The organism is Nonomuraea sp. NPDC050536, from assembly GCF_044457685.1.
Classification (GTDB): domain Bacteria; phylum Actinomycetota; class Actinomycetes; order Streptosporangiales; family Streptosporangiaceae; genus Nonomuraea.
Genome location: NZ_JBITHD010000040.1, coordinates 1 through 25,834, shown reverse-complemented (window position 1 = coordinate 25,834; position 25,834 = coordinate 1). Strand labels below are relative to the sequence as shown.

Annotated in this window: 24 protein-coding genes; 13 read left to right on the top strand and 11 right to left on the bottom strand. The window is 71.3% G+C overall.

The window, feature by feature from the left end; genetic code table 11:
- Positions 1-37: 37 nt before the first annotated feature.
- The 5 genes from ACIBHX_RS51460 to ACIBHX_RS51440 all read right to left on the bottom strand — a co-directional run bounded on the left by ACIBHX_RS51460 (position 38) and on the right by ACIBHX_RS51440 (position 3,444).
- Positions 38-250, bottom strand: coding sequence for an HAD family hydrolase (locus ACIBHX_RS51460; RefSeq protein ID WP_397076271.1), 213 nt, complete (start codon positions 248-250; stop codon positions 38-40).
- A gap of 11 nt (positions 251-261) precedes the next feature.
- On the bottom strand, positions 262-438 hold the full coding sequence (locus ACIBHX_RS51455) for a CsbD family protein (RefSeq protein ID WP_397076270.1): 177 nt from the start codon (positions 436-438) through the stop codon (positions 262-264).
- Positions 439-499: 61 nt separating this feature from the next.
- A complete protein-coding gene (locus ACIBHX_RS51450; protein ID WP_397076269.1) occupies positions 500-1,354 on the bottom strand; it encodes a universal stress protein in 855 nt (284 codons plus the stop codon).
- A 124-nt stretch (positions 1,355-1,478) separates the two neighbouring features.
- Positions 1,479-2,180 carry a hypothetical protein gene (locus ACIBHX_RS51445; RefSeq protein ID WP_397076267.1) on the bottom strand — a complete coding sequence of 234 codons (702 nt, stop codon included), beginning with the start codon at positions 2,178-2,180 and terminating at the stop codon, positions 1,479-1,481.
- Between the two features lie 97 nt (positions 2,181-2,277).
- Positions 2,278-3,444, bottom strand: a complete 1,167-nt coding sequence (locus ACIBHX_RS51440) for an alpha/beta hydrolase family protein (RefSeq protein ID WP_397076265.1) — start codon at positions 3,442-3,444, stop codon at positions 2,278-2,280.
- A gap of 123 nt (positions 3,445-3,567) precedes the next feature.
- Here ACIBHX_RS51440 and ACIBHX_RS51435 point away from each other — a divergent pair, with 123 nt between their 5' ends.
- Both ACIBHX_RS51435 and ACIBHX_RS51430 read left to right on the top strand, forming a co-directional pair.
- The gene (locus tag ACIBHX_RS51435; RefSeq protein ID WP_397076263.1) at positions 3,568-4,710 is read left to right on the top strand and encodes a sensor histidine kinase; all 1,143 of its coding nucleotides are present in this window, start codon (positions 3,568-3,570) and stop codon (positions 4,708-4,710) included.
- Positions 4,707-5,384: a response regulator gene (locus ACIBHX_RS51430; RefSeq protein ID WP_397076261.1), complete on the top strand. Its 678-nt coding sequence runs from the start codon at positions 4,707-4,709 to the stop codon at positions 5,382-5,384. The genes ACIBHX_RS51435 and ACIBHX_RS51430 overlap by 4 nt, the downstream gene beginning before the upstream one ends.
- Positions 5,385-5,425: 41 nt before the next feature.
- Here the strand turns inward: ACIBHX_RS51430 and ACIBHX_RS51425 are convergent, their stop codons facing one another.
- Both ACIBHX_RS51425 and ACIBHX_RS51420 read right to left on the bottom strand, forming a co-directional pair.
- Positions 5,426-5,953 (bottom strand): isoprenylcysteine carboxyl methyltransferase family protein, encoded by a 528-nt coding sequence (locus ACIBHX_RS51425; RefSeq protein ID WP_397076260.1) that lies wholly within the window; start codon positions 5,951-5,953, stop codon positions 5,426-5,428.
- On the bottom strand, positions 5,950-6,966 hold the full coding sequence (locus tag ACIBHX_RS51420) for a type III polyketide synthase (RefSeq protein ID WP_397076258.1): 1,017 nt from the start codon (positions 6,964-6,966) through the stop codon (positions 5,950-5,952). Before ACIBHX_RS51420 ends, ACIBHX_RS51425 begins: the two co-directional genes overlap by 4 nt.
- A 153-nt stretch (positions 6,967-7,119) precedes the next feature.
- Here ACIBHX_RS51420 and ACIBHX_RS51415 point away from each other — a divergent pair, with 153 nt between their 5' ends.
- Both ACIBHX_RS51415 and ACIBHX_RS51410 read left to right on the top strand, forming a co-directional pair.
- Positions 7,120-7,788, top strand: a complete 669-nt coding sequence (locus tag ACIBHX_RS51415) for a hypothetical protein (protein ID WP_397076256.1) — start codon at positions 7,120-7,122, stop codon at positions 7,786-7,788.
- Between the two features lie 81 nt (positions 7,789-7,869).
- Positions 7,870-8,427: a dihydrofolate reductase family protein gene (locus ACIBHX_RS51410; protein ID WP_397076254.1), complete on the top strand. Its 558-nt coding sequence runs from the start codon at positions 7,870-7,872 to the stop codon at positions 8,425-8,427.
- A gap of 18 nt (positions 8,428-8,445) precedes the next feature.
- On the opposite strand, the gene ACIBHX_RS51405 is transcribed toward ACIBHX_RS51410, so the two are convergent.
- Positions 8,446-9,060: a LysE family translocator gene (locus ACIBHX_RS51405; protein ID WP_397076252.1), complete on the bottom strand. Its 615-nt coding sequence runs from the start codon at positions 9,058-9,060 to the stop codon at positions 8,446-8,448.
- Between the two features lie 51 nt (positions 9,061-9,111).
- Here ACIBHX_RS51405 and ACIBHX_RS51400 point away from each other — a divergent pair, with 51 nt between their 5' ends.
- On the top strand, positions 9,112-10,596 hold the full coding sequence (locus tag ACIBHX_RS51400; RefSeq protein WP_397076250.1) for a PLP-dependent aminotransferase family protein: 1,485 nt from the start codon (positions 9,112-9,114) through the stop codon (positions 10,594-10,596).
- A gap of 4 nt (positions 10,597-10,600) precedes the next feature.
- On the opposite strand, the gene ACIBHX_RS51395 is transcribed toward ACIBHX_RS51400, so the two are convergent.
- Entirely contained in the window at positions 10,601-10,960 is a 360-nt protein-coding gene (locus ACIBHX_RS51395) for a DUF4440 domain-containing protein (RefSeq protein WP_397076249.1), read from the bottom strand.
- A gap of 132 nt (positions 10,961-11,092) precedes the next feature.
- On the opposite strand from ACIBHX_RS51395, the gene ACIBHX_RS51390 reads away from it, so the two are divergent.
- Positions 11,093-11,632 carry a GNAT family N-acetyltransferase gene (locus tag ACIBHX_RS51390; RefSeq protein ID WP_397076247.1) on the top strand — a complete coding sequence of 180 codons (540 nt, stop codon included), beginning with the start codon at positions 11,093-11,095 and terminating at the stop codon, positions 11,630-11,632.
- 64 nt (positions 11,633-11,696) lie between these two features.
- Positions 11,697-13,010 (top strand): MATE family efflux transporter, encoded by a 1,314-nt coding sequence (locus ACIBHX_RS51385; RefSeq protein ID WP_397076245.1) that lies wholly within the window; start codon positions 11,697-11,699, stop codon positions 13,008-13,010.
- 12 nt (positions 13,011-13,022) lie between these two features.
- Here the strand turns inward: ACIBHX_RS51385 and ACIBHX_RS51380 are convergent, their stop codons facing one another.
- On the bottom strand, positions 13,023-13,610 hold the full coding sequence (locus tag ACIBHX_RS51380; protein ID WP_397076243.1) for a TetR/AcrR family transcriptional regulator: 588 nt from the start codon (positions 13,608-13,610) through the stop codon (positions 13,023-13,025).
- Between the two features lie 76 nt (positions 13,611-13,686).
- On the opposite strand from ACIBHX_RS51380, the gene ACIBHX_RS51375 reads away from it, so the two are divergent.
- Together ACIBHX_RS51375 and ACIBHX_RS51370 are read left to right on the top strand one after the other, a co-directional pair.
- Entirely contained in the window at positions 13,687-14,499 is an 813-nt protein-coding gene (locus ACIBHX_RS51375) for an SDR family oxidoreductase (RefSeq protein ID WP_397076242.1), read from the top strand.
- Positions 14,500-14,533: 34 nt separating this feature from the next.
- A complete protein-coding gene (locus ACIBHX_RS51370) occupies positions 14,534-15,391 on the top strand; it encodes a haloalkane dehalogenase (RefSeq protein WP_397076241.1) in 858 nt (285 codons plus the stop codon).
- Here ACIBHX_RS51370 and ACIBHX_RS51365 read toward each other — a convergent pair.
- Positions 15,381-16,046 carry a YdcF family protein gene (locus tag ACIBHX_RS51365; RefSeq protein ID WP_397076239.1) on the bottom strand — a complete coding sequence of 222 codons (666 nt, stop codon included), beginning with the start codon at positions 16,044-16,046 and terminating at the stop codon, positions 15,381-15,383. The genes ACIBHX_RS51370 and ACIBHX_RS51365 overlap by 11 nt on opposite strands.
- A gap of 137 nt (positions 16,047-16,183) precedes the next feature.
- Between ACIBHX_RS51365 and ACIBHX_RS51360 the strand changes: the two genes are divergently transcribed.
- From ACIBHX_RS51360 to ACIBHX_RS51345, 4 genes are all read left to right on the top strand, one after another.
- On the top strand, positions 16,184-16,924 hold the full coding sequence (locus ACIBHX_RS51360) for an SDR family oxidoreductase (RefSeq protein WP_397076238.1): 741 nt from the start codon (positions 16,184-16,186) through the stop codon (positions 16,922-16,924).
- 15 nt (positions 16,925-16,939) lie between these two features.
- Positions 16,940-17,920: an RNA polymerase subunit sigma-70 gene (locus ACIBHX_RS51355; RefSeq protein WP_397076237.1), complete on the top strand. Its 981-nt coding sequence runs from the start codon at positions 16,940-16,942 to the stop codon at positions 17,918-17,920.
- 739 nt (positions 17,921-18,659) lie between these two features.
- Entirely contained in the window at positions 18,660-20,066 is a 1,407-nt protein-coding gene (locus tag ACIBHX_RS51350) for a serine/threonine-protein kinase (protein WP_397076235.1), read from the top strand.
- Between the two features lie 166 nt (positions 20,067-20,232).
- Positions 20,233-25,692, top strand: coding sequence for a carboxyl transferase domain-containing protein (locus tag ACIBHX_RS51345; RefSeq protein WP_397076233.1), 5,460 nt, complete (start codon positions 20,233-20,235; stop codon positions 25,690-25,692).
- The last annotated feature ends 142 nt before the right edge of the window (positions 25,693-25,834 follow it).

Sequence of the window (25,834 nt, the reverse complement as noted above, 5' to 3'; positions counted from 1 at the left end):
CTGCGACCCCCGTCCCCGTGGGGGCGAGACGAGGCCCTCACGTGTCCAGGCGGCTCACGGCCTCCACCACGTCGGGGAAGGTGTCGGCGAACGCGTCGACGCGGTGCGGGTGGAAGTCGGCGGGCCGCCTGAGGCCGCTCTGCATACAGGCGATGAAGCCCAGGCCGGCGCCGTTGGCCGCCCGCGCGTCACCGGGCGAGTCTCCGACGTACACGCACTGCCGCGGACTCAGCCCGTCGGCGGCCAGCAACTCGTCGGCGGTCAGCGACGCTTGATGGCGTCCTTGGCCTTTTCGGCTACCTTCCTCACCTTGGCTTCAGCCTCGTCGAGGCGGCCCTCGGCCATCAGCGACTCGTCGCCGGTCACGCGGGCCACAGCCTTCTTGGCCTTGCCCTTCAGCTCCTTGGCCTTGTTGGAGACCTTGTCCTCGGCTCCCATGGCGTCCTCCCCTGTCCGGTGTAACGGCCCGGGCCTATCCCCTATCCGAGACGCCCACTCATTAACCTCGGTCGCCCCGCAGGGCTCCGTCCGGACAGGTAGCCGGGCCGCTTCTGGGAACGCGCAGGGGCCTGATCACGGCGACCGGACATGTCGCGTGCTCCACCGCGACGCGGGCGGCGTGCCCCTCGCTCACGACCAGCAGGCGCGCCTCGCGCGACAGGATCTCGACCGCCTCCTGGGGTGTGTCAGGGGCCGGCTCCATCTCGACGAGCACGCCGGGGTATCTGCCCTGCCTGGCGATCACCAGGCGGCGGAGTTCGGCCGTGCTGATCCCGTCGGAAGGCGGCCCCTCCTGGTCTTCGGCACGCGACCGGCCGGTGCACGGCTCGATCGCCAGCAGCGGCAACTGCCTCAGGGCCGCCTCCTGGAAGGCGAAGTCGAGGACGGCCTCCCACGGCCACCTGGTGGCCACGGCGATGACCGGGCAGGGCCAGGACGGAGCGGGCGAGCAGCCGCGAACGACGATCACCGGGCAGCGGGCGTGGCCGACGACGTGGGCCGCGACGGAGCCCACCGCGACCCGGCGAAGTCCGCCCAGGCCTAGCGAGCCCACCACCACGAGTTCCGCACCGGCCGACAGCTCGACCAGGCGTCCGGCCGCGTGCCCCTCGTACAGGTCCATCTCGACGTCCCCGGTGGCGGCCTGCGCCATCACCCGCTTGGCGCCGTGCCACAGCACGTGCTCGGCCGCGCTGCGCAGGTGCTCCCTGACCTGCTCATCGGCCGTGCCGCAGGGCCATTGCCAGGCGTGCACGACGGTCAGCGGAAGCCTCCTCAGCGTCGCCTCGTCCAGCGCCCATTCCAGCGCTCGCAGGGAGCTCTCCGAGCCGTCATAACCCACTACAACCCTCATGTGTGCTCACCCCGATACTTCCCCCCGGACAGCAGGGTGTCTTTCACATCACATCCTCCGATCGCCCGCGCGACGGGTCTGTCGCGCGAGCGATCCGCAGAGATCTCTGGTACGGCGAGCCGTGTCAAGTACCCATCGCCGGCCGCGCCCCGGAAGCGGGGATCGCGAGCTGCTCGCGGATGAGCAGATAGCTGGCCGCCAGGACCCACAGCGCGGTCAGCACGCCCGCGACGATCGCGATGAACGGGCTGTCAGGTGCCAGCACGCCCCCCGTGCTCCCCACCGCGAACGCGGCCAGGAGCCTGACCGCGGCCACCACCACGGCGCACCAGCCCATCCACGTGGGCAGGACGTGGGTGCGCATGATGGCCCAGGCGGTCACCCCGAAGGTCGCCGCCACCGCGACGCCCGTGATCGCCCCCACGACCACCAGCGCCGTGTACGGCCCGGCCGCTATGGCGATCAGTGGCCGGTGCGCGGTCAGCGCGTACGTCAGCCCCGCGAGCACGGAGATCCCCATGAACCCGATCGCCGTGACCAGGATGTACCCGGCCATGACCAGCGCGGGCAGGTCGCTGGCCGGGTCGGCGCGCCGGAAGGCGGTGGCCAGCGCGACTCCGAACCACAGGAACAGGCACAGGGCGATGGCGTACAGCAGCGACGCCATCAACACCTGGCCACGAGCCTGCGTCAGGTAGGTGCCGATGGTCATCGCCGAGTCGGTGATCCGGGGTACGTTCCCCATCACTATCCGGCCGATGAGGGCCACCACCAGGGAAGCGACACCGGCTATGCCGGCCCAGCGAAAGTCGTGATTCTCCTTCACATGAATCACCCCCGTAGTCCATCATCCGCCCAATCGCCTCCCACCCATAGAGGCGGGGGCCCCTGAGCTGCCGAAATGTTGCCGGCTCCTGGCAGGGCTAGGGATTGTGGAAGGCGACCTCGGGGTTCTCCGGCAGCGGCTGCTTCCCGCCCTTGAGGGACATGTCGAAGAAGGCGGCGACGTAGGTGCGGGTGAGCTCAAGCCCGCGCAGCGGCGGGATCGCCCCGGCGGGGCTGGGCAGCCCGGCCTGCGCGGCCAGGGTGGGTACGTCGGTGAAGGTGCCGTGGTCGGATCCGGCGATGGTGAGCCAGCGCTTCCAGCCGTCCAGGTGCTTCCACCCGCTGTCCCAGCTGTCGTCCTTGCCGGGCGCGTGCTCCGACCGGGTGCCCAGCAGCAGGAAGGGGCGGCCGTGCAGGCCGGCGGCGGGCATCGGGTCGAAGAAGGTGCCGTCCATGTTCACCCCGGCGCGCACCCGGTCGTCGGCGGCCATGGTCGAGGCGGCGGCGTCCCCGCCGATGGAGTGGCCGGCCATGCCGATCCGCTTGCGGTCGATCATGCGGGCGTACGGCCAGCCGGGGCGGCGGCCGGTGAGCTGGTCGAGCACGAAGTGGATGTCCGCGGCCCGGCTGCGGGAGATCGCCGCCAGCCCTCCCGCGGGGGGATGGTCGCACACGTCGGCGCACGGCAGGGTCCGCCCGTCGGGGAACGTGACGCCGGAGGACTCGTAGGTGTGGTCGACGAGCGCGACCACGTACCCCCTGCTGGCCAGGTCCTCGGCCACGGCGGTCAGGCTGGCGCGGGGGAAGGTGAAGCCCGGCGAGAGCACCACGAGCGGGTAGTGCCCGCCGGACGGGCGCGCGCCTTCGCGGGCGTAGGTGCGGGTGTCGCTGAGGGCCTCGGGCGGGATCTTCGCGCCGGGCGACCGCCTCTGGAGCATCAGGCGGGCCTCCTCGACGGTCATGTAGCGGGCGGGCTCGCCGGTGCCCGGCTTGGCGGGGTAGTACATCGAGACCATCAGCTGGCGGTCGCCCGACTTGGGGACCCAGGGGTCCCTGCGGTGCTTGTCCACCAGGTGCAGGGTGCTCCTGCCCACGCCATGAGAGCCTGTCGGGCGGGGCAGCTCCCCCGCGGAAACCGAGGAGACGGACGCCGGAGCCTTGGCGGCCGGGGCGGCGGCCGCGACCGCCGATGCCGCCGGGACATATGCGGCGGAGACCAAGGTGAGCGCCGCGACCAGCAGGGCCGGATTTCTTTCACGAAGCATGGGGACAACGCTCCCGCCCGCCGTACCCGCTGGTCATCTGGCCGCGGGGGGATCATCGTCCGCTCGTGGGCGTACGCCGGAGGGCGGACGTCTGTCCGTTTCCTGCCTGACTACGATCGCCGTGTGACTCGAGACCTGCCACGTCCGCCCTGGCTGCGACGGCTGCCGTCGGGGGTGTGGACGGCGCTGACGTGGTGCCTCATCGCGGCGTTCGCGCTGCTGCTGTTCGTCTCGACCACGTTCCGGATCTCGATCCACCAGCTGCCGCCGCTCGCCGGACTGGCGCTGCGGGCGGGTCTGGCCGTCGTGCTGGCCGCCGTGCTGGCGTGGGGCGGCAGGCGGCCGCTGATCGCGTTCGGGTTGCTCGTCGCCGAGTCGGTGGCGGTGCCGCTGCTCGGGGAGAAGACGTGGCCGCTCTTCCTGGCGATGGACGTCCTGGTCGGCTACATCGCGACGGTGCGGTCACCGCGGACGGTCCTGGCGGTCGCCGGTGTCGAACTGGCGGTGTGGTCGGGCGAGTCGGCCATGATCGACCAGGGCTTCAGCGACTTCCTCAGCGAGCTGGCGGCGGTGGCGGCGGGCATCGCCATCCCCGCGATGATCGGCAACGCGATCCGCCAGCAGCGACGCTACGGCCGGGCGCTGCGCGAGCACGCCGCCGCCCAGGCGGTCACGACGGAACGCCTGCGGATCGCCCGCGAGCTGCACGACATGGTCGCGCACAGCATCGGGGTCATCGCGATCCAGGCCGGAGCGGCGGGCCTGGTGCTCGACACCCAGCCGGCCGGCGCCCGCAAGGCGCTGAACACCATCGAGACGACCAGCCGCGAGACGCTGGCCGGGCTGCGGCGCATGCTCGTCTCGCTGCGCGAGGCCGGGGAGGATCCGGCGCACACCGTCGGGCTGGAGGCGGTCGAACGGCTGGCCGAGACGACGACCGCGGGCACCGACCTCGACGTGGAGGTGGAGTGGCGGGGAGAGCGGCGCCCGATTCCGCCGGAGATCGACCTGGCGGCCTTCCGCATCGTCCAGGAGGCGGTCACCAACGTCGTGAAGCACTCCGGCGCCCGCCACTGCCGGGTGTCCGTGGACTACGGGCAGGAGGAGCTGACGGTCGACATCGCCGACGACGGGCGCGGCTCGGCGCGCGGGAGCGGGTTCGGGATCTCCGGGATGCGGGAGCGGGTCGCCCTGCTCGACGGCCTGTTCAGCGCCGGATCCGAGCCCGGCGGCGGCTTCCGGGTGACGGCGAGGCTGCCGGCATGACGATCCGCGTGGTGCTGGCCGACGACCAGGAGCTGGTGCGCGCCGGGCTCAGCATGGCCATCTCCACCATGCCCGACATCGAGATCGTGGGCGAGGCGGGCACCGGCGCGCAGGCAGTCGAGCTCGCCGGGACGCTGCGGCCCGACGTGGTGCTGATGGACATCCGCATGCCCGGGATGGACGGCATCCAGGCCACCCGGTCGATCACCGTCTCCGGGGAGCTGCCGCGGGTGCTCATGCTCACCACGTTCGACGACGACCACAACGTCTACGCGGCGCTGCGTGCCGGGGCGAGCGGTTTCCTGGTCAAGGACATGGCGCTGGTGGACATCGTCACGGCGATCCGCGTGGTGGCAGCGGGGGACGCGCTGATCGCGCCGAGTGTCACCCGGCGCCTCATCGCGAACTTCGCCGCGAGCGCCGAACCCCCGCGCCCGGTGCGGTCCCTGGACGGCGTCACCGAGCGCGAGCGCGAGGTGCTGGCCCTGGTGGCGCGTGGCCTGTCCAACAGCGAGATCGCCGACCGGCTGTTCATCGGCGCGGCCACGGCCAAGACGCACGTGGCCCGGCTGCTGACCAAGCTCGGTGCCCGCGACCGCGTCCACCTGGTCATCCTCGCCTACGACGCCGGGCTGGTGTCCCCCTCGGGATCGATCCCGAACGGCGCCGCGTAGCGGATCGTGCCGCCGGGCAGCGGGCCTGGAGTGCCGCCCCGTCATCCGGCGGGCAGGTCGCTCGTCCTCCCCCGCAGCGCGGCATCCTCGGTACGGATGCGGACCCGGAGCAGAACCCCGTTGACCGCGGTGAAGACCAGCGCGGTGACCCAGGCGGTGTGCACGAGCGGCAACGCGATCCCCTCCACGACGACGGCCACGTAGTTGGGGTGCCGCAGCCACCGGTACGGTCCGCGGTCCACCAGCGGCATCCCGGGGACCACGACGATGCGCGTGTTCCACTGCCGGCCCAGCGTGGCCACGCACCACCACCGCAGTGTCTGTGCCCCGAGGACGAGGGCGAGCGCGGGCCATCCCAGCCACGGCAGGAACGGCCTGCCGTACGCCCAGACCTCGAGCGGCGCGGCCACGAGCAGGCCGGCGTGCACCAGGACGAGCCACGGGTAGTGGCTCCTGCCGTACTCGATGCCGCCCCTGGACCTGGCCCAGGCCAGATGGCGGCGGGCGACCACGAGCTCGGCGAGCCGCTCGCAGCCGACCAGCCCGATCAGGACCAGGTATCCGATCACCAGCGCATCAGCACCAGCTCGGCCGAGAAGCCAGGCCCCAGGGCGAGCAGTACGGCCGGCGCCCCGGGTCGGCCGGTGGTGTGCTCCAGGACGTCCAGGACCGAGACGGAGGAGAGGTTGCCGTGCTCGCGCAGCGACCGCCAGGTGACCGCGAGCGCCTGGCGAGGCAGGCGGAGGGCTTCGGCGATCTTCTCGATGATCTTGGGGCCGCCGGGGTGGCAGATCCACGTGCCGACCTGCTCCGGGGTGAGGTCGTGGTCGGCCAGGAACGCTTCGATGTCGGCTCCGAGTGTCTTCTCCACGAAGCCGGTGAGTCCGGGGTCGAGCACGATGCGGAAGCCGTGCGTGCCGATCTGCCAGCCCATCAGATGCTCGGTGCCGGGATAGAGGTGGCTGCGGGAGTCGAGCACCTCGGGGCCGGGACCGTGGCCGGTGGCGACCACGGCCCCCGCTCCGTCGCCGAACAGCCCGCTCGCCACCAGGTTCGCCACCGAGAGGTCGTCAGGCTGGGCCGTGAGCGAGCAGAGCTCGACGCACACCAGTGCCGCCACGTGATCGGGATTGCCGCGCAGGTAGTCGTGCAGCCGCGACAGTCCGGCCGCGCCGGCGGCGCACCCCAGGCCGAAGACCGGGAGGCGCTTGACGTCCTCACGGAGCCCGGCCTGCTGGGCGAGGCGGGCGTCCAGCGAAGGCGTGGCCAGGCCGGTGGTGGAGCAGAAGAGCAGGAAGTCCACCTCGCCCGGCCGCCGTCCCGCCGCCTCCAGGGCGCTGGACAGAGCGCGGCCGGCCAGGTCCAGGGCGACGTCCATGTAGACCGCGTTGGCGGCGGTGAAATCGAGACCGGCGTACTCGTCGAGAGACAGTGCCAGATTCCTGCCCTGCACCCCGGTGGCGTGGTGGAAGCGGCGCAGCAGATCCACGTCCACGTCCACCCAGCCGGCCACCGCCTCGGTGATCTCCTCCTGGCGGTAATGATGATCCGGCAGAACGCTCTTGACCCCCGAAATATGCATACATATCCCTTGCCACCTGGGGCGCCCGCCTAACCTGCGGCCAGACCGTTGGTCTTCGGCGAGGGGCACTTAGGTAGGGAAATTCATACTTTGGTCTTCGATTCGCCGCAGAGCAGGGCGGTCAGGATGCGGATCGCGATAGATACGTAGGACATGGAGGCAGGTGAGCGTTCCGTCGTCGGCGAGTCGGCCACGGTCGTGCTGGTGGTGTGCGTCGGCGGCGGCGTCGTGGTGGGCTGGCTGGTGCGGCTGTTGGCACACTGGTTCGTGACGCTTCCGTGGGCGCCGTTCCAGGGCCCGGCCAGGCTGCTCAACTCCTTCCCCGAACCGTGGGTCACCCTCGGTCTGGTGGCCGCCGGCGGCGTCGCGGGCGTGCTGCTCGCCCTGACGGCGCTGCACGAGGCCATCACCGTCGCCGTCTCCGACACCCAGGTGACGATCACCACCAGGGACGAGACCCAGGTCGTCGAGCGCGACGAGCTCACCCTCGCTTTCAAGGAGGGCAAGCAGCTCGTCCTGCTCGGCCGCCACGGCAGGGAGATCGCCAGGGAGGAGACCGACCTGAGCCCCAAACGCCTGTCCAGGGCCTTCACCGGCCACGGGTACGGCTGGGCCGCCGAGGACCCGCACGCCGGCGACTACCGGCTCTGGGTCCCCGACGCCTCCGGCCTCCCCGAGGGGTCCAACGCCGTCTTCGCGGCCCGCGAGCAGGCGCTGAAGGCGGGCAAGAAGGACGACATCAGGGAGCTGCGCAAGGAGCTGTCCAGATTCGGGGTCTTCGTCCGCGACAAGGACAAGCGTCAGTACTGGCGCATGCCCTGAGAGATTTCTTCCGCGGGAGCGATGAGTCCAGAGGATGCCGTCGGTATGTACGCGTGAGCACCTATCGAAGGGAACCTCATCATGAGCGTCATCGTGATCCAGTTCATCACCCTGGACGGCATCGTCACCGACCCCGACGGCTCCGCGGGCACCCCGGCGGGCGGCTGGGCGTTCCGCCACGGTCTGGAGACGGTCGCCGGCGACAAGTTCCGGCTCGGCAGGATGCTGGACGAGGGTGTCATGCTGCTCGGCCGGACGACCTGGGAGCTGTTCTCCAGGCTGTGGCCCGGCCGCGACGACCCGTTCTCCGCGCGGATGAACGCCCTGCCCAAGCTGGTGGCCACCCGGACGCTGACCGACACCTCGGCGTGGGCGAACTCCCAGGTCATCGACGGCGACCTGGTCGAGGCCGTCAAGCGCGAGCAGCGCGACGTGATCATCACCGGCAGCCTGAGCGTCGTGCGCACGCTGACGGCCGCCGACCTGGTCGACGAGTACCGCCTGCTGACCTTCCCCACCGTCCTGGGCACCGGCGAGCGCCTCTTCCCCTCCGAAGGCTCCCCCGCCTACCTGCAGTGCCTGTCGGCCGACCAGGCCGGCGCCGCCGTCTACGCCCGGTACGGCAGAGCCACCCGATAAGACGCGGCTACGTCCGTCCTACTGCTGGGTGAGGGCGAGTTTCGCGCCGAGTGCGACGAAGGAGCCGGCGAAGACCCGGCCGATCCAGGTCATCACCCGAGGACGTGAGATCACGTGGTTGCGCACGCCGGCGGCGAAGGTGCCGTAGGCGGCGAAGACCACGAGGGTGAGGAGCATGAAGATCGCGCTGAGTTCCAGCATCCTGGGCAGCGAGTCCGGCTCCCCGGCGCTCACGAACTGGGGCAGGAACGCGACGAAGAACATGGTCAGCTTGGGATTGAGGAGGTTGATCAGGACCCCGCTCATGATCACCCGTCCGGCGGGCGGGCGGGCCGTGGTCCGAGTCTCCACGATGATCGCGGCGTCGCTCCTCAGCATGGTCCACGCCATGTACAGCAGATAGGCCACGCCGAGGTACTTCAGCACCTGGAAGGCCACGGCGCTGGCGTGCAGCAGCGCGGCCAGCCCGGTGATCGTCGCCACCATGTGCGGGACGATGCCCAGCGTGCAGCCGACCGCGGCGACGAGGCTCGCCCGGCGACCGTGGGAGAGCCCGGCTGACAGGGTGTAGACGACTCCGGTGCCCGGGGTGGCGACCACGATCAGCGTGGTCACGAGAAATGCGAGGCTCACTGCCGCGTTCCTGGTTTGGTCATGGATGAACCCTGCCGCCACAATGGCCCGATGGACAGGTCCAAAGACGATGCGGTCCACAGGTCCATAACGCCGGGCTCGGACTTCCTGCAGCTCGACGTCGAGCGCGCGCCCGCGGGCGGGCTGTCGGACTGGCTGACGTGGCAGCTCCGGTCGGCGATGGCGGACGGCCGCCTGCCGGTGGGCAGCAGGCTCCCGGCAACGCGGGTGCTGGCCGCCGAGCTGGGGGTGTCCCGCGGCGTCGTCACCGAGGCCTACCAGCGGCTCCGGGAAGGCGGGCAGGTCGCCGGGCGCGGACGGGCCGGGACCGTGGTGGTCGCCGCACCGGTGGCCGCGCGCTCCGTCGCGGCCTCGCCCGCCGTACCTGATGAGTTGTTCGCCGGCCGGCCGGGCGTGGACGTCTTCGACGCGCTGCGGGCGGTGCCGGCGCGCATCGACCTGTCGCCCGGGCTACCCGATCTGAGCGCTTTTCCGCGTACGGCGTGGCTGCGCGGGGAGCGCGCGATGTTCGGGGAGCTGCCGGCGACCGGCTTCGGATACGGCGATCCCCGCGGGGCGCAGGAGCTGCGGGTGGCGGTGGCGAACTGGCTGGCCCGCAACCGTGGCATCAGCGCGGACCCGGGCCAGGTGCTGATCGTCGCCGGGATCGCCCAGATGCTGAGCCTGCTCGCCCAGGTGCTCGGCCATGACGGCGTGCGCGAGGTGGCGGTGGAGGATCCTGGATCGCTGGGGGCACGCCAGCACCTGCACAACTGGCGGCTGGACACGCCGCCGATCCCGGTGGACGCCCAGGGGCTGCGCGTCGACGAGCTGCGCGCGCACGGCGCCGCGGCCGTTCTGGTGACGCCCGCCCACCAGTTCCCCAGCGGCGTGGTGCTGGACGGCCCGCGCCGTCGCGAGCTGCTGCGCTGGGCCGAGGAGGGCGGCCTGATCATCGAGGACGACTACGACGCCGAGCACCGCTACGACCGGCCTCCGGCCCCCGCCCTGCGGGCCATGCTCCCTGAGCGGGTCTGCTACGGCGGGAGCGTGTCCAAGCTGCTGGCCCCGGCACTGCGGGTGGGCTGGGTGCTCGCGCCGCCCGGGTATCAGGAGGCGCTGGTCGAGGCCAAGCGGTTCGCCGACCTCGGCAACGCCGCGCTGCCGCAGCTGGTGCTGGCCCGGCTGATGGAGTCGGGCGAGCTCGAACGCCACCTGCGCGTGCTGCGCAGGCGGCATCGGCGCCGCAGGGACGCCATGATCGACGCGATCAGGCGGCACCTGCCCGGCGCGACCGTGCACGGCGCGGCGGCCGGCCTGCACCTGATGATCACCTTCGACGGCGCCTTCGCCGACACCGACCTCGCCGCGACGGCGCTCGCCCGCGGGGTCAAGGTGCAACCGCTGTCATGGCACGCCCAGCGCCCGCAGCCGCCCGGGCTGGTCCTGGGTTATGCCGCGAACACGCTGACCAGGATCGGCGAAGGCGTGGCGGTCCTCGGTGACGCCCTACGTCAACTGCGCCGATCCCGATGAAGCGTCAGGCCGGGGTCTGGTGCAGGAGGACGACGCGCCAGCCCTCCGGGGTGTGGCGGTACACGGTCGACGCGTGCCACGAGGACGTCTCCTCGCCCGTCGTGCTGGTCAACCGGTAGGCGACCACCGCACCGCCGTCTCCCAGCGGCTTCACCACCGGATCGTTGACCCGGCTGTGCCGGTCCGGGTTTCCTGTCCCCTTGGCGTACATCTCGATCACCTGCTGCCTGGGGACGACGCCGTAGCTGCCCATCGCCACGAAGTCCTCGGCGCAGTGCTCCTCGAAGAACGCCTCGTCGTAGGCCGCGTCCGCGTCCAGCATCCGCTGCTCGAGGTTGAGCAGCGTCTCCTCCGGCTCACTCATGATGTGAGCTCCCTTCGATCGGTGACGGGAGCATCCTGCCCGCCGTACCTGACATCTCCCGACAGGTATCCGGCACGGGCTTCGGTGAGGTGATCTCATGGACGACATATCGGCGGCTGAGGAGGATCCACTGTGGAGGCGTTGACGGAGCGGTTGCGGCTGCGGATGTGGCGAGAGAGCGACCTCGACCCGCTGGCCGCGATGGATGGCGACCCCGAGGTGATGCGGTACATCAGTGACGGGTCGACCCGCACCCGCGAGCAGACCGCCGCCACCCTGGTGAGGCTGCGCCAGGGCTGGGAGGAGCGCGGATTCGGCCTGTTCGCGGTCGAGGTGCGCGAGACAGGGCGGCTCGCCGGGTGGGCGGGCCTGGCGGTCCCGGAGTTCCTGCCGGAGGTGATGCCCGCCGTGGAGATCGGCTGGCGACTGGGGCGGGAGCACTGGGGCCGCGGTTACGCCACCGAGGCGGCACGCGAGGTGCTGGCCTTCGGGTTCGGGAAGCTGGGGCTGGCGGAGATCGTCAGCATCGCCCACGTGGACAACCAGGCGTCCCTGCGCGTGATGGCCAAGCTCGGCATGCGCCCCACCCGCCGCACCACGGTCCCGGGCACCGGCCGACCGGTCCAGGTCACCGCGATCACCAGGGCCGATCACGCGGCCACCGAGGAGTAAGAGGCACTGGCCATTCGCGCTCCTTACAGTTAGGCTCGGGCGACGCGAGAGCAGAGGAGCACAGGTGGAGCACGTCGACCGGGCCGGTTCCACGCTGCGCCAGTTGCTCGCGCTCGCCTTACCGGCGCTCGGCGTGCTGACCGCCGAGCCGCTCTACCTGCTCATCAACACGGCCGTGGTGGGGCACCTCGGCGCGGTGCCGCTCGCGGGGCTCTCGGTCGGCGGGATCGTGCTGGCGCAGATCGCCACCCAGATGACGTTCCTGTCCTTCGGCACGACCGCACGCGCGGCCCGGCTGCACGGCGCAGGCTGCCGGGCCGATGCCGTGGCCGAGGGCGTGCAGGCGACCTGGCTCGGCGCCGCCGTGGGGGTGGCGCTGGTCGTGGCCGGGGAGCTGCTCGCCTTACCGATCGCCCGGCTGCTCTCCGGCGACGAGCAGGTCGCCCAGGCCGCGGCGGGCTGGCTCCGGATCGCCGTGCTCGGCGCGCCGATGATCTTGATCACCATGGCCGGCAACGGCTGGATGCGCGGCGTGCAGGACCTGCGGCGCCCGTTGCGCTACGTCCTCGTCGGCAACGGGCTGTCCGCCGTGCTGTGCCCGCTGCTGGTGCACGGGCTCGGCTGGGGGCTGAACGGCTCGGCCGTCGCCAACGTGGCCGGGCAACTGGTCTCCGCGGGCCTGTTCGTGCGTGCGCTGCTGGCCGAGGACGTGCCCCTGGCCCCGCTCCCGGCCGCGATGCGCGCCCAGCTCGGCCTCGCCCGCGACCTGGTGCTGCTCGGCGTGGCCTTCCAGGCGTGCTGGGTGTCCGCGACCGCGGTGGCCGCGCACACCTCGCCCGCGGCGGGCGGCGCCCACCAGGTGGTCTTCCAGCTGTGGATGTTCCTGGCGTTCGTGCTCGACGCGCTGGCCATCGCCGCCCAGACGCTGGTCGGGGCAGCGCTGGGGGCAGGCGACGGCGAGCGGGCGCGCCGGTTGGCCTGGCAGGTGGTCGGCTGCGGGCTGGTCTTCGGGATGCTGCTCAGCGTGGTGTTCGCGGCGCTGGCCGGCCTGCTGCCCCACGCGTTCACCGGCGACGCGGCGGTGCTGGCCGAGATGCCCAAGGCGTGGTGGTTCTTCGTCGCGCTGCAACCGATCTGCGGCGTGGTGTTCGCCCTGGACGGAGTGCTGATCGGCGCGGGCGACGCGGCCTACCTGCGCACCGCGACGTCTGGCGGGGCGGTGCTGGGCTTCCTGCCCGTGGTGTGGGCGTCGCTGAGCTTCGGCTGGGGCCTGGTGGGGATCTGGTCAGGCCTGTCGCTCTTCCTGCTGATCCGGATGATCACCGTGCTGGCCAGGCTCCGCTCGGGCCGCTGGGCGGTCCTCGGCGCCGTCCGCTGACCTGAGCGCTCCTCACCGGTCTGAGAGCGAATCCAGCCAGTTCATCAGCCGGGTTCCCTCGCGCGTCATGATCTGCGGATCCCGCAGCGCGTTGGCCAGCAACGACATCCCCTGGTAGGCCCCCACCAGCGTCAGCGCGAGCCCTTCTGGATCCGGCAGGCCCATCTCGCGGAACTGGCGCTCCACCCAGTCGAGCAGCAGGCGGATGACCCGCCCCGCCTCCACGTCCAGGCCGCCTTCCGCACGTTTGTCCAGCTCCGCGGCGAGCGTCCCCGTCGGGCAGCCGAAGCGGGCCGCCATGTCGCGCTGGTCGATCCAGCCCCGCACCAGGCCCTTCAGGCGCTCCCGCGGGGACGGCAGGCGGTCCAGCTCGCCGGTGATGACCTCGAGCTGGCGCGCGTGCTCGGCCAGCGCGGCCGCGACCAGCTCGTCCTTGGTCTTGAAGTAGTAGTACACGTTGCCCACCGGGACATCGGCCGCACGCGCGATATCGGCGATGGTGGTGCGCTCGGCGCCCTGCTCGTGTACGACGCGGGCGGCGGCGGACATCAGGCGCCGCCGCTTCGCTCCGGCGGCCTTCACCCTCTGTGAGTCAGTCACCCGACTAACTATAGCCGTCGAAGTGTGCTACGGTCCTTCTCAGTCAGCCAACTAACTCACTAATGAGGAGTTCACGATGATCGTCGTTACGGGTGCCACGGGGAACGTCGGCAGCACGCTGGTCCGGCTGATGGCCGAGGCCGGCGAGCAGGTCACCGCCGTGGCCCGCCGTATCACCTCTCAGGACGTGCCGGAGGGCGTGCGCGCGGTCGCCGCCGACCTGGGTGACGCCGAGAGCATGCGCCCCGCCCTGGAGGGGGCGGACGCGCTGTTCCTGCTGGTCGCCGGCGAGGACCCGCGAGGGCTTCTCGGTACGGCAGGCCTGCGCAAGGTCGTCCTGCTCTCCACCCAGGGAGTCGGGACCCGGCCGCAGGGCTACCGGCACGCCGCGTCGTTCGAGGCGGCCGTGCGCGAGTCAGGGCTGGACTGGACGATCCTGCGGTCCGGCGGCATGGCGTCCAACGCCTTCGCCTGGGCCGAGCCGATCCGCCTCCACCGCGCCGCCGCCGCGCCCTTCGGTGACGTCCGCCTGCCGTTCGTCGACCCCGACGACGTCGCGGCGGTCGGCGCCGCCGTCCTGCGTGAAGACGGGCACGGCGGCGCGACCTACGTCCTGACCGGGCCCGCAGGGACGAGCCCGCGCGAGCGTGCGGCGGCGATCGCCGCGGCGCTCGGGGAGCCCGTCCGTTTCGCGGAGCAGACCCGGCAGGAGGCGTATGACCAGATGGCCCAGTTCATGCCGCTGCCTGTCGTGGAGGGAACGCTGGCGATCCTCGGCGAACCCGTCGCGCAAGAGCAGACCATCAGCCCTGACGTCGAACGCGTCCTGGGCCGGGCCCCGCGCCCCTTCGCCGACTGGGCCAACCGCAACATCCCCGCTTTCCGCTAACAGCCTTTCTTATACCGATTTGGACGGATTTATCATGCCTATCAGCCAGATTCTCGACTCCACGATGTTCCACCGGGAGCTGGGGACGGGGAAGCCGATGGTCTTCCTCCACGGCAACCCGACTTCCTCCCACCTGTGGCGCGACATCCTGCCCGCGATCACCTCGGGCCGCCGCCTGGCGCCGGACCTGATCGGCATGGGCGAGTCCGGCAAACCCGCCATCGACTACACCTTCGCCGACCACGCCCGCTATCTCGACGCCTGGTTCGACGCCCTGGAACTGGACGAGGTGACCCTCGTCGGCCACGACTGGGGCGGCGCGCTCGCCTTCGACTGGGCCTCCCGCCATCCGGACCGGGTACGCGCCATCGCCTTCACAGAAACCATCGTCAAGCCGATGACCTGGGAGGAGTTCCCCGAAGGCGGCCGCGACCTGTTCCGGGCGATCAAAACACCGGGCGTGGGCGAAGCCATGATCCTCGACGACAACGCCTTCCTCCTCGAGGGTCTCCCCGGTACGGTCGCCACCCCGATCGCCGAGGAGGACCTGGCCGCGTACGCCCGCCCCTATCCCACCAGGGACAGCCGTCTGCCCGTGCTGCGGTGGGCGCGCTCGATGCCGCTGGGCGGCGACCCCGCCGACGTCGTCGCCAGGGTCGAGGCCTACGACCGCTGGCTGGCGGCCAGCCCCGGCGTCCCCAAACTCCTGATCACCTTCCAGCCAGGCCCCGGTGCGATGATGACCCCGGACATGATCACCTGGTGCGCGGACAACATGGCATCACTCCAGATAGCCCACCACGAGATCCCGGCCGGCCACCACACTCCCGAAGACCACCCGCGGACAATCGCGGCCACCCTCGAGTCCTGGTCAAAGCACCTCAGGAGGTGAGCAGGCGGCTGTCGAAACCCGCGCGGACGAGAGCTTCGTAGGCATCGAGCACGTCGTCGGGGACGTCCTGCTCGACGGCGTAGCCGCGCGCGGGGTATTCGATGACCCGCTGCAGGTCCCCCACGAGCATGTCCACGACCAGTTTGTCGTCGCCGATCGCCTTGAGGTAGTGGTCGAAGTCCACCGGCTGGGAGGCGCACACGACCTCCACCTCCGGCCAGAGCCTGCGGGTGGTGGCGTAGCTTCGCCGCTCCATGTAGGGCTTGGAGATCAGCAGCACGCTGACCGGCGTGATCCCGGCGGCGGCCAGGACCTCGCGTGACAGCGTGATGTTGGCCCCGGTGTTGGTGGCGTACGGCTCCAGCAGGATCGCCTCGTCGGGCACCCCGAGCTCGAGGGCGCGCTCCCGATAGTGGACCGCCTCGCCGCGCGGGAACCGGGCCTTCGTGGTCGGGCTGTTGCCACCGGAGAACACCAGCACCGGGAACAACCCCGCGTGATACAACTCCGCCGCGCGGTCGGCCACGCCGAGGTCGTGGCTGCCCAGCCCGATCGCCGCGTCGCAGGGCCTGGCCGGGTGGTGCAGCCGGTGGTACTCCCAGACGACAAGCGCCTGCCGCCGCTGCTCCTCGCCGAGAATCCCCTGGTCGGTCACAGGAACTGTCCTACCCCTCTCGCGGAACCGCCGGTCTCGGCTGTGACGCACGTCACTTCTCCGGGTGCGACGGATTTTCGTGCGGGGGGTGGTCTTGATGGGGACACGAAAACTCGACTACTTCTTCGGAGTGTCTGATGTCCGATTCTTTCGAAACCGCCGTCGTGACGGGTGCCAGTCGTGGCTTTGGGCGGGCGATCGCCGGCGCGCTCGTCGCCGGGGGTGCCAGGGTCGTCGGTATTGCCCGCCACGAGCAGGAGCTGCTCGCCGTACGGGATGAGCTCGGCGAGCGCTTCACCGCCGTCGCGGCCGATGCCGCCGACGAAGCGGTCGCGCAGCGCGTGATCCGCGAGCACCGTCCAGGGCTGCTCGTGCTCAACGCGGGGGCGACGCCGCACATGGCGCCCGTGCACGAGCAGACCTGGGAGAGCTTCAGCCGCCACTGGCACGCCGACACCCGGCATGTGTTCACCTGGACCGGGGCGGCGCTGCGGGAGCCGCTGGCGCAGGGCAGCGTGGTCGTCGCGATGTCCAGCGGGGCCGCGCTGCGGGGATCCCCGCTCAGCGGTGGATACGCCGGGGCCAAGGCGGCCATCAGGAACATCAGCGCGTACGCGGCCGAGGAGTCGGAGCGCGCCGGCCTGGGCATCCGGTTCGTCACGCTGCTCCCCCGGCTGACCCCGGCCACCGGCGTCGGCTCGGCGGGGGCCGCGGGCTACGCTGAGCGGCAAGGCGTCGACCTGGACGCCTACGTCGCGAGCCTGCAGCCGATCCTCACCGCGGAGCAGGTCGCCAAGGCCGTCCTGGAGGTCGCCGGAAATCCGGGCAGCGGTCCGGAGTACCTGGTCAGCGGCGCCGGGCTGAGCCCGATCAACTGACACGGGGGAGCCGCGATGGACGCCGAGTTCGCCGCCCTGGCCGAGCCCTACCGGCCGGAGCTGCTCGCGCACTGCTACCGGATCCTCGGCTCGATCCATGACGCCGAGGACCTGGTGCAGGACACCTATCTGCGGGCCTGGCGGGCGTTCGAGCGGTTCGAGGGCCGCTCGTCGGTGCGGCGATGGCTGTACAAGATCGCCACGATGGCGTGCCTGACGGCGCTGGAGACCCGGGCCCGGCGGCCGCTTCCGTCGGGCCTGGGCGCGCCTTCGGACGATCATCGGGTGGCCGTGGCCGCCCGGGAGCCGTCGGTGCCGTGGCTCCAGCCGGCGCCCGACGCGCTGTTCGCCGCCGGCGATCCGGCGGCGGTCGTGGCCGGGAGGACCGGGGTGCGGCTCGCGTTCATCGCCGCGCTCCAGCTCCTGCCCGCGCGGCAGCGGGCCGTGCTGACGCTGCGGGACGTGCTGGCGTTCCGTACGGCGGAGGTCGCCGAGATGCTGGACACGACGACCGCGGCCGTCGACAGCGCGCTCCGCCGTGCCCGGGCCCGCCTGGCCGAGGCGGGACCGGTCGAGGACGACCTGGCCGAGCCGGACGAGGAAGTCCGCCGGACCCTCCTCGACGGCTATGTCGACGCGTTCACCAGGGCCGATCCCGACGCGCTCGTGAGGCTGCTGCGGGCCGACGTCGAGATGGAGATGCCGCCGATCCCGACCTGGTTCACCGGCCAGCGGGCCGTCGTCGGGTTCCTGGCCGGCCGGGTGCTGCGCAGGGATCTGTGGCGGTTGGTGCCCACCCGCGCCAACGGCCAGCCGGCGTTCGTCGTCTACCAGCGCGCGGGTGACGGCGGTTTCGCGGCGTACGGCATGCAGGTCCTGACCCTGGTCGGGGCCCGCATCGCCCGCATCGCGGCCTTCAACGACCCGAGCCTGGTGCCGACCTTCTCCAAGGCCCCTTCAGCGGCACAGCACCACGGTGAGAACGTCGTGAAGTGACCTCCGGCTGGGTGTCCCTGGAGATCGGCCGGGGCGAGACCGTGGCCCTGCTCGGGCACAACGGCGGGGCAAGTCCACTACTGGATTGTGACGCCTTTGATATGAACCGCATTGGGGTTTGACCTGCGTAAATGAGCTACTTCGTGAGGGCATTGACGGATCGTTGCGGTGGTGCTGATCTCGTGGGCAAGATCAGGGTCCGGGGGCCATTACGCTGGTCCGCCAATGGAGGAGGGGCATCGCCCCTGCCCCCAGAACTACCCTCCTGGCCCCCGGAGCGTGATCTTGGTGGGTCCCGTGAGATTGGCTCCGAAACGATCCGACAACGCCCGTCACTTGCAGCAGGACCGCAAGAGGGCTAGGGCCACAAGCCGGTCAGCTCTAGCGCGTGCTCAGGACTGGTGGCGTGTCGGATACCGGCGACGGGTTGTCCTTGCTGGTCGTTGAGCTGCCAGCCCCCAGGTTGCGGCCGGTTTGGCCGCCCGCGCGGGCCGCCGCAGGCGGTCCGCCTTGATCCTCTATAAGAACAATTCGGCAATCATGAGCCGGGGGGGCACGACAGCCGGATCGGGCCCAGCTGGTCATCTTCGCCTATGAGCACGGCCTCGCCACGTCCCCCTGAAGCAGCGGGCGGTGCAGTTTCGAAGATCGGTGGACGCGTGGAGACCGCCTTTGATGGAATCACTACGTTCTGTTGTTTGATGGTGTCTATGTGGCGCGGGTGGCTTTTGTGACAGGTGTGCCCAGGCTGGTCGGCGGGATGGAGCTCGGCGGGAGATACCGCTTGGAGGTCCTGATCGGGCGTGGCGGCATGGGTGAGGTGTGGCGCGCCGTCGACCAGCGGCTGCGCCGGCCGGTCGCGGTGAAAGTGCTGCCCGCGGAGCTGGCGGCCGATCAGGAGAGCGTGGCGCGGTTCACCCGTGAGGCGGAGGCCACGGCTACCCTCCAGCATCCCGGCATCACCGTCGTCTTCGACATCGGTCAGGACGGCGGCCTCACGTACCTGGTGATGGAGCTGCTCGAAGGCGAGGACCTGCGCGAGCTCATCGACCGCCACCCGCACGGCCTGCCTGTGGACCGGGCCGTCAGTTTGACCGTCCAGCTGGCTGAGGCGCTGGCCGCAGCCCATTCGCGGGGAATCGTCCACCGCGACATCAAGCCCGCGAATCTCTTCGTCCTCCGCGACGGCCGCCTCAAGCTCTGCGATTTCGGCATAGCCGGCCTCGCCGACGCCGCCACCAGGATCACTCAGGACGGCGGCTCCATCGGCACTCCCCTGTACATGGCGCCCGAGCAGTTCCGCGGCGATCCGGCCGACCCCCGATCCGACCTCTACGCCCTGGGCTGTGTCCTCCAGGAACTCCTCACGGGCTCTCCCCCGTTTCAGTCCGGCTCGGGGCTGCCCGGCCTGCTCTACTCACACCTCAACGAGGCTCCGCCCTCCGTCCGGGAGCGGCGGCCGGATGTCCCTCCGGAGCTCGAGCGGCTGGTCTTCGACCTCCTGGCCAAGTCGACGGACGGTCGTCCGCCGGGCGCGGCCGCGGTGGCGTCCTTCCTCCGGAGGACAGCTCCGGCGGGTACCCTGCTGCTCCCTTCGACGCCGCCACCCACCCGAGTGGACGTCAATCCACTGACGGTGTCAGCCACAGCGCCTTTGCCCAGAAAATCCCGGAAGGGACTGGCCGTTGCGGGCACGGCCCTGGCCGTCGCGGCGGTCGTGCTCACCGCCACCGCTTTCGTCGTGGCCAACAACTGGCGGGCCCAGACACCGTCAGGTGTGAGTGCGAGATCCACTCAGCCCACGCCCACGCCCTCACCCAGCAAACCGGCGATCCACCAGATCGTCTACAAGGTGACCGGGAGCGTGCCGACCGGCACGATCTTCTACATGCACCCGGACGGTGGTTCGTCCTCCCAGACGACGAAGCTGCCGTGGTCGTTGAAGCTCAAGGCGAAGTCGTTCAACTTCCTGACCGTCGGCGCGAATACCGGACTCGCGGACGGGACCATCCGTTGCAGCATCACCGTCGACGGCAAAGTAGTCCAGGACCACTCCAGCCGTGGCCGCTTCGCCTCCGCGAGCTGCCAGTATTCTCCTTACCTTGCCGGGTACACCGCTGCACCCCTGCCGTGGAAGGGGAACTGATCACGGCATGGGGCCGGCGGGTTTTGGTTGGTTTCCCACAACTGGAGCCGGGTAACGTGCGCTGTCTGCGACATGGCACTGCCCGCCGGTTGACGGAAGGGTGAACAGTGCGGGGGGCCGCAATGTCGCGGCGCGCACATCGTTGTCTACAGGAAGGCTCGGTCGGGTGTTCAGTCGTGTCGCCATCGTCAACCGGGGTGAGGCCGCGATGCGGCTCATCCATGCCGTCAGGGAGTTGGCCGCGGAGACCGGGACACCGATCGAGACCGTCGCCCTGTACACCGACGTGGACCGCACCGCCACGTTCGTGCGCGAGGCCGACATCGCCTACGATCTCGGTCCCGCTTCCGCGCGGCCGTACCTCGATCTGAAGGTGCTGGAGCGCGCGCTGGTGGAGACCGGGGCCGACGCCGCGTGGGTCGGCTGGGGGTTCGTCGCGGAGGACCCGGCGTTCGCGGAGCTGTGCGAGAAGGTCGGAGTCACCTTCGTCGGACCGAGTCCGGAGGCCATGCGCAAGCTCGGCGACAAGATCGGCGCGAAGCTGATCGCCGAGGAGGTCGGCGTGCCGGTCGCGCCGTGGAGCCGTGGCGCGGTCGAGACCCTGGACGCCGCGCTGGCGGCGGCGGCCGAGATCGGCTACCCGCTGATGCTGAAGGCGACCGCGGGCGGCGGCGGGCGCGGCATCCGCGTGATCACGAACGGTGACGAGCTCGCCGACGCCTACGAGCGCACCAGCCAGGAGGCCGCGCGGGCGTTCGGCAGCGGCGTCGTGTTCCTGGAGCGCCTGGTCACCGGTGCCCGGCACGTCGAGGTCCAGGTGATCGCGGACGGCGAGGGAACCGCGTGGGCGCTCGGCGTCCGCGACTGCTCGGTGCAGCGGCGCAACCAGAAGGTCATCGAGGAGTCGGCGTCGCCGGTGCTCAGCCCCGCCCAGGCAGCCGAGCTCAAGACGTCGGCCGAACGGCTGGCCGTCGCGGTCGGTTACCGCGGCGCGGCCACCGTCGAGTTCCTCTACCACCCCGGCGACAAGCTGTTCGCGTTCCTCGAGGTCAACACCCGCCTGCAGGTCGAGCACCCGATCACCGAGTCCACCACCGGGTTCGACCTGGTCAAGGCACAGCTGCGGGTGGCATCCGGCGGCAGGCTCGAAGGCGAGCCGCCGGTCGAGCGCGGGCACGCCATCGAGGCCCGGCTGAACGCCGAAGACCCCGACCGCGACTTCGCGCCCTCCCCCGGCCGGATCGCGCGGCTGGACCTGCCCGCCGGGCCGGGCATCCGCGTGGACACCGGCGTCAGCGAGGGCGACACCATCCCCGCCGACTTCGACTCGATGATCGCGAAGATCATCGCCTACGGCCGCGACCGCGACGAGGCGCTCGGCAGGCTGCGCCGGGCGATGGCGCAGACCACGGTGATCATCGAGGGCGGCGCGACCAACAAGAGCTTCGTCCTCGACCTGCTCGACCAGCCCGAGGTGATCGACGCCAGCGCGGACACCGGCTGGATCGACCGCGTCCGCGGCGAGGGCAGGCTCGTCTCGCACCGGCACTCCGGCGTCGCGCTGGCGGCCGCCGCGATCGAAGCGTACGAGGAGGAGGAGCGCGTCGAGCGGCAGCGTCTGCTCTCGACGGCGTTCGGCGGACGCCCGCAGGTGCGGCACAAGAGCGGCCGGCCCCTGGACCTCAAGCTGCGTGGCGCCGGCTACCGCGTGCGCGTCGCGCGGGTCGGCCCGCACCGGTTCCGCGTCGGCGTCGAGGCCGGTGACGACGTCCACACCGCCGACGTCGAGCTCGACCGCTTCGACCAGCACACCGGGCAGATCATCGTCAACGGCACCCGGTACCACCTGCTCACCGCCACGCACGGGCCGATCCATCTGGTCGAGGTGGACGGCGTGACGCACCGGGTCGGCCGCGACGAGGGCGGCGTCGTCCGCTCGCCCGCGCCCGCGCTGGTCGTCGCCACGCCGCTGGAGGTCGGCGCCGAGGTCGAGGCGGGCGCGCCGATGCTGGTGCTGGAGAGCATGAAGATGGAGACGGTGCTGCGGGCGCCGTTCAAGGCACGCCTGAAGGAATGCGTCGTATCGGTGGGCAGCCAGGTCGAGACCGGCGCACCGTTGCTGCGGCTGGAGCCGCTCGCCGACGTCGAGGTCGAGGACACCTCGGCCGCCGGGACCGTCGAGCTGGATCTGCCCGCCGTACCCCGGACGATCCTGGCGCGCGAGCGCACCGCGCGCGGTCTGGAGGACCTGCGCAGCCTGCTGCTCGGCTTCGACCTCGACCCGCACGACGTCCGCAGGGTGCACCACGACTACCTCACCGCGCGCCGTACGGTCATCGAGGACGGCCACCGGCCGCTGGCCGAGGAGCTCGAGCTCCTCGACGTGTTCGCCGACCTGACCGAGCTGAGCCGCAACCGGCCGGCGGGCGAGGAAGGCGGCGGTGACGAGCACGTGCACAGCGCCCGCGAGTACTTCCACACCTACCTGCAGAGCCTCGACGTGGAGCGGGCCGGGTTGCCTGAGGCGTTCCAGGTCAAGCTCGCCAAGGCGCTCGGGCACTACGGCGTCACCGAGCTCGAGCGCTCCCCCGAGCTCGAAGCCGCGGTGTTCCGGATCTTCCTCGCCCAGCAGCGCGCGTCCGCCGACGCCGCGGCCATCGCGACGTTGCTGCGCGCGTGGCTGCGGGAGCCGCCGCCGGACGAGACGCTGCGCGAGCCCGCCGGTCTCGCGTTGGAACGGCTGCTGGGCGCGACGCAGGTCCGCTTCCCCGTGGTCTCCGACCTCGCGCGTGGCGTGGTGTTCGCCTGGTTCGGCCGGCCGCTGCTGCGCCGCAACCGCGCCCGCGTCTACGCCAACGTCCGCAAGCACCTGCGCCACCTGGACGCGCACCCGGACGCGCCGGACCGCGCCGAGCGCGTCGCCGAGCTGGTGCGCAGCACCGAGCCGCTGGTGCGGCTGCTCGGCCAGCGGCTGATCCGCGACGACCTGGACAACGCGATCATGCTGGAGGTGCTGACCCGGCGGTACTACGGCAACAAGGCGATCACCGGCGTCCGCACCAGCGAGGTCGCGGGCTGCACGTTCGTGGTCGCCGAGCGCGTGGGCTCGAGCGTGGTCTCCTCCGCGGTGAGCTTCGAGACGCTGGGCAGCGCACTGCGCGGGCTCGCGGAGCTGGCGAGCGGCGAGGAGGCCATCGACGCCGACATCTACCTGGTGTGGGAGGAGCAGCCGGAGGACTCCGGCGCGATGGCGGCCGCGCTGCACGAGGTCGTCAGCGCGCACCCGCTGCCGAGCCAGGTCCGCAGGCTGACCACCACCGTCGCGGGCAGCCACGGCGCGGTGATGCACCACCACTTCACCTTCCGCCCGTCGGACACCGGGATGACCGAGGAGCGGCTGATCCGCGGCCTGCATCCGTACATCGCGCAGCGGATGCAGATGGAGCGGCTGAGCAAGTTCGACCTCACCCGGCTGCCGTCATCGGATGAGGAGGTCTACCTCTTCCAGTGCGTGGCGAAGGAGAACCCGTCTGACGAGCGCCTCGTCGCCTTCGCGCAGGTGCGCGACCTGACCGAGCTACGCGAGCACGACGGCAGGCTGGTCGCGCTGCCCACGGCCGAGGACACCGTCGCCGCCTGCGTCGACGCGATCCGCCGCGCTAGGTCGCGGCGGCCGTCGAACAAACGCCTCAACACCAACCGGATCGTGATCTACGTCTGGCCGCCCAGCGGCATCACCCGCGAGGAGCTGGAGCTGATCGTCCGGCGCGTGCTGCCGACGACCGCGGGCGCCGGGCTGGAGGAGACGCTGTTCATCGCGCGGCAGCGCGACCCGGAGACCGGCGAGCTGACCAAGATCGCCGTACGGATCTCGCTCGACGCCACCGGCGCCACCGAGCTCACCATCGGCGAGCCGTCTGACGAGCCGATCGAGCCCCTCGACGACTACCGGCAGAAGGTGCTGCGCGCGAGCAGCCGCAACACGGTGTACCCGTACGAGCTGACCGGCATGCTCGGTGACTTCGTCGAGCACGACCTCGACGACGACCACTCGCTGGTGCCGGTCGACCGGCCGAAGGGGCGCAACAGCGCGGCGATCGTCGCGGGCGTGGTCACCACCTCGACCCCGCGCCACCCGCAGGGCATCACCAGGGTCGTGCTGCTCGGCGACCCGACGAAGGCGCTCGGCGCGCTGTCGGAGCCCGAGTGCCGCCGCGTGATCGCCGCGCTGGACCTGGCCGAGCGGATGCGGGTGCCGCTGGAGTGGTACGCGCTGTCGGCCGGCGCCCGGATCTCCATGAAGTCGGGCACCGAGAACATGGACTGGGTGGCCGCGGCGCTCAAGCGGATCGTCGAGTTCACCCAGGACGGCGGCGAGATCAACATCGTGGTCGCGGGCATCAACGTCGGCGCGCAGCCGTACTGGAACGCCGAGGCGACGATGCTCATGCACACCAAGGGCATCCTGGTGATGACGCCGGACTCGGCGATGGTGCTCACCGGCAAGCAGTCGCTCGACTTCTCCGGCGGCGTGTCGGCCGAGGACAACTTCGGCATCGGCGGCTACGACCGGGTGATGGGCCCGAACGGGCAGGCGCAGTACTGGGCGCCGAACCTGGCCGCCGCCCGCGACGTGCTGATGTCGCACTACGACCACACCTACGTCGCGCCCGGCGAGCAGGCGCCGCGGCGGGCGACCACGACCGACCCCGTCGACCGCGACATCTCCGACTTCCCGCATGCCGTGGAGGGCAGTGACTTCACCCGCGTCGGCGAGATCTTCTCCGCCGAGGCCAACCCGGACCGCAAGAAGCCGTTCGACATCCGGACCGTGATGCGCGCGGTCTCCGACCAGGACCACCCGGTGCTGGAACGCTGGGCGGGCATGGCCGACGCGGAGACCGCGGTGGTGCAGGACGTTCATCTCGGCGGCATGCCGGTGTGCCTGCTCGGCATCGAGTCGCGGGCGGTGCCGCGGCGTGGCTTCCCGCCCACCGACGGCCCTGACACCTACACCGCGGGCACGCTGTTCCCGCGGTCGTCGAAGAAGGCCGCGCGAGCGATCAACGCCGCCAGCGGCAATCGCCCCCTGGTGGTGCTGGCGAACCTGTCGGGGTTCGACGGCTCGCCCGAGTCGATGCGGAAGCTGCAGCTGGAGTACGGCGCCGAGATCGGCCGCGCGATCGTGAACTTCCGCGGGCCCATCGTGTTCTGCGTCATCTCGCGCTACCACGGCGGTGCGTTCGTGGTGTTCTCGAAGGCGCTGAACCCCAACATGACCGTGCTCGCGCTGGAAGGCTCGTTCGCCTCGGTGCTCGGCGGCGCCCCCGCCGCCGCGGTGGTGTTCTCCGGCGACGTCAACGCCCGCACCGCGGCCGACCCGCGCGTACGGGACCTGGAGGCCCGCGTCGCGGCCGCCCCCGGCGCCGACAAGGCCGCGTTGACCGCGGAGCTGGACGAGCTCCGCTCGTCGGTCCGCGCGGAGAAGCTCGGCGAGGTGGCCGCGGAGTTCGACCGCGTGCACAACATCCAGCGCGCGGTCGAGGTCGGCTCCGTCGACGCCGTCATCCGCGCCGCCGAACTCCGCCCGCGCATCATCGAGGCCATCGAGTCCCGCCTGCGCTGATCACACCCCCGGCGGCCTCCGGAGCACCGGAGGCCGCCCCCCCGCGCGGGCCCCCCCGGGGCGCCCGGCCCGGTGCCCAACCCCGGGGGGGGGCGGGGGGGAGGGGGGGGAACCGCAACGCGCGGAGGGGGGCCGGGTGATC

What these genes read in the sequence shown, in the direction of transcription:
- ACIBHX_RS51455 (WP_397076270.1), bottom strand. Translation starts at nt 438, where the DNA reads ATGGGAGCCGAGGACAAGGTCTCCAACAAGGCCAAGGAGCTGAAGGGC.
- ACIBHX_RS51450 (WP_397076269.1), bottom strand. Translation starts at nt 1,354, where the DNA reads ATGAGGGTTGTAGTGGGTTATGACGGCTCGGAGAGCTCCCTGCGAGCG.
- ACIBHX_RS51440 (WP_397076265.1), bottom strand. Translation starts at nt 3,444, where the DNA reads ATGCTTCGTGAAAGAAATCCGGCCCTGCTGGTCGCGGCGCTCACCTTG.
- ACIBHX_RS51430 (WP_397076261.1), top strand. Translation starts at nt 4,707, where the DNA reads ATGACGATCCGCGTGGTGCTGGCCGACGACCAGGAGCTGGTGCGCGCC.
- ACIBHX_RS51420 (WP_397076258.1), bottom strand. Translation starts at nt 6,966, where the DNA reads ATGCATATTTCGGGGGTCAAGAGCGTTCTGCCGGATCATCATTACCGC.
- ACIBHX_RS51415 (WP_397076256.1), top strand. Translation starts at nt 7,120, where the DNA reads ATGGAGGCAGGTGAGCGTTCCGTCGTCGGCGAGTCGGCCACGGTCGTG.
- ACIBHX_RS51410 (WP_397076254.1), top strand. Translation starts at nt 7,870, where the DNA reads ATGAGCGTCATCGTGATCCAGTTCATCACCCTGGACGGCATCGTCACC.
- ACIBHX_RS51400 (WP_397076250.1), top strand. Translation starts at nt 9,112, where the DNA reads ATGGACAGGTCCAAAGACGATGCGGTCCACAGGTCCATAACGCCGGGC.
- ACIBHX_RS51395 (WP_397076249.1), bottom strand. Translation starts at nt 10,960, where the DNA reads ATGAGTGAGCCGGAGGAGACGCTGCTCAACCTCGAGCAGCGGATGCTG.
- ACIBHX_RS51375 (WP_397076242.1), top strand. Translation starts at nt 13,687, where the DNA reads ATGATCGTCGTTACGGGTGCCACGGGGAACGTCGGCAGCACGCTGGTC.
- ACIBHX_RS51370 (WP_397076241.1), top strand. Translation starts at nt 14,534, where the DNA reads ATGCCTATCAGCCAGATTCTCGACTCCACGATGTTCCACCGGGAGCTG.
- ACIBHX_RS51360 (WP_397076238.1), top strand. Translation starts at nt 16,184, where the DNA reads ATGTCCGATTCTTTCGAAACCGCCGTCGTGACGGGTGCCAGTCGTGGC.
- ACIBHX_RS51355 (WP_397076237.1), top strand. Translation starts at nt 16,940, where the DNA reads ATGGACGCCGAGTTCGCCGCCCTGGCCGAGCCCTACCGGCCGGAGCTG.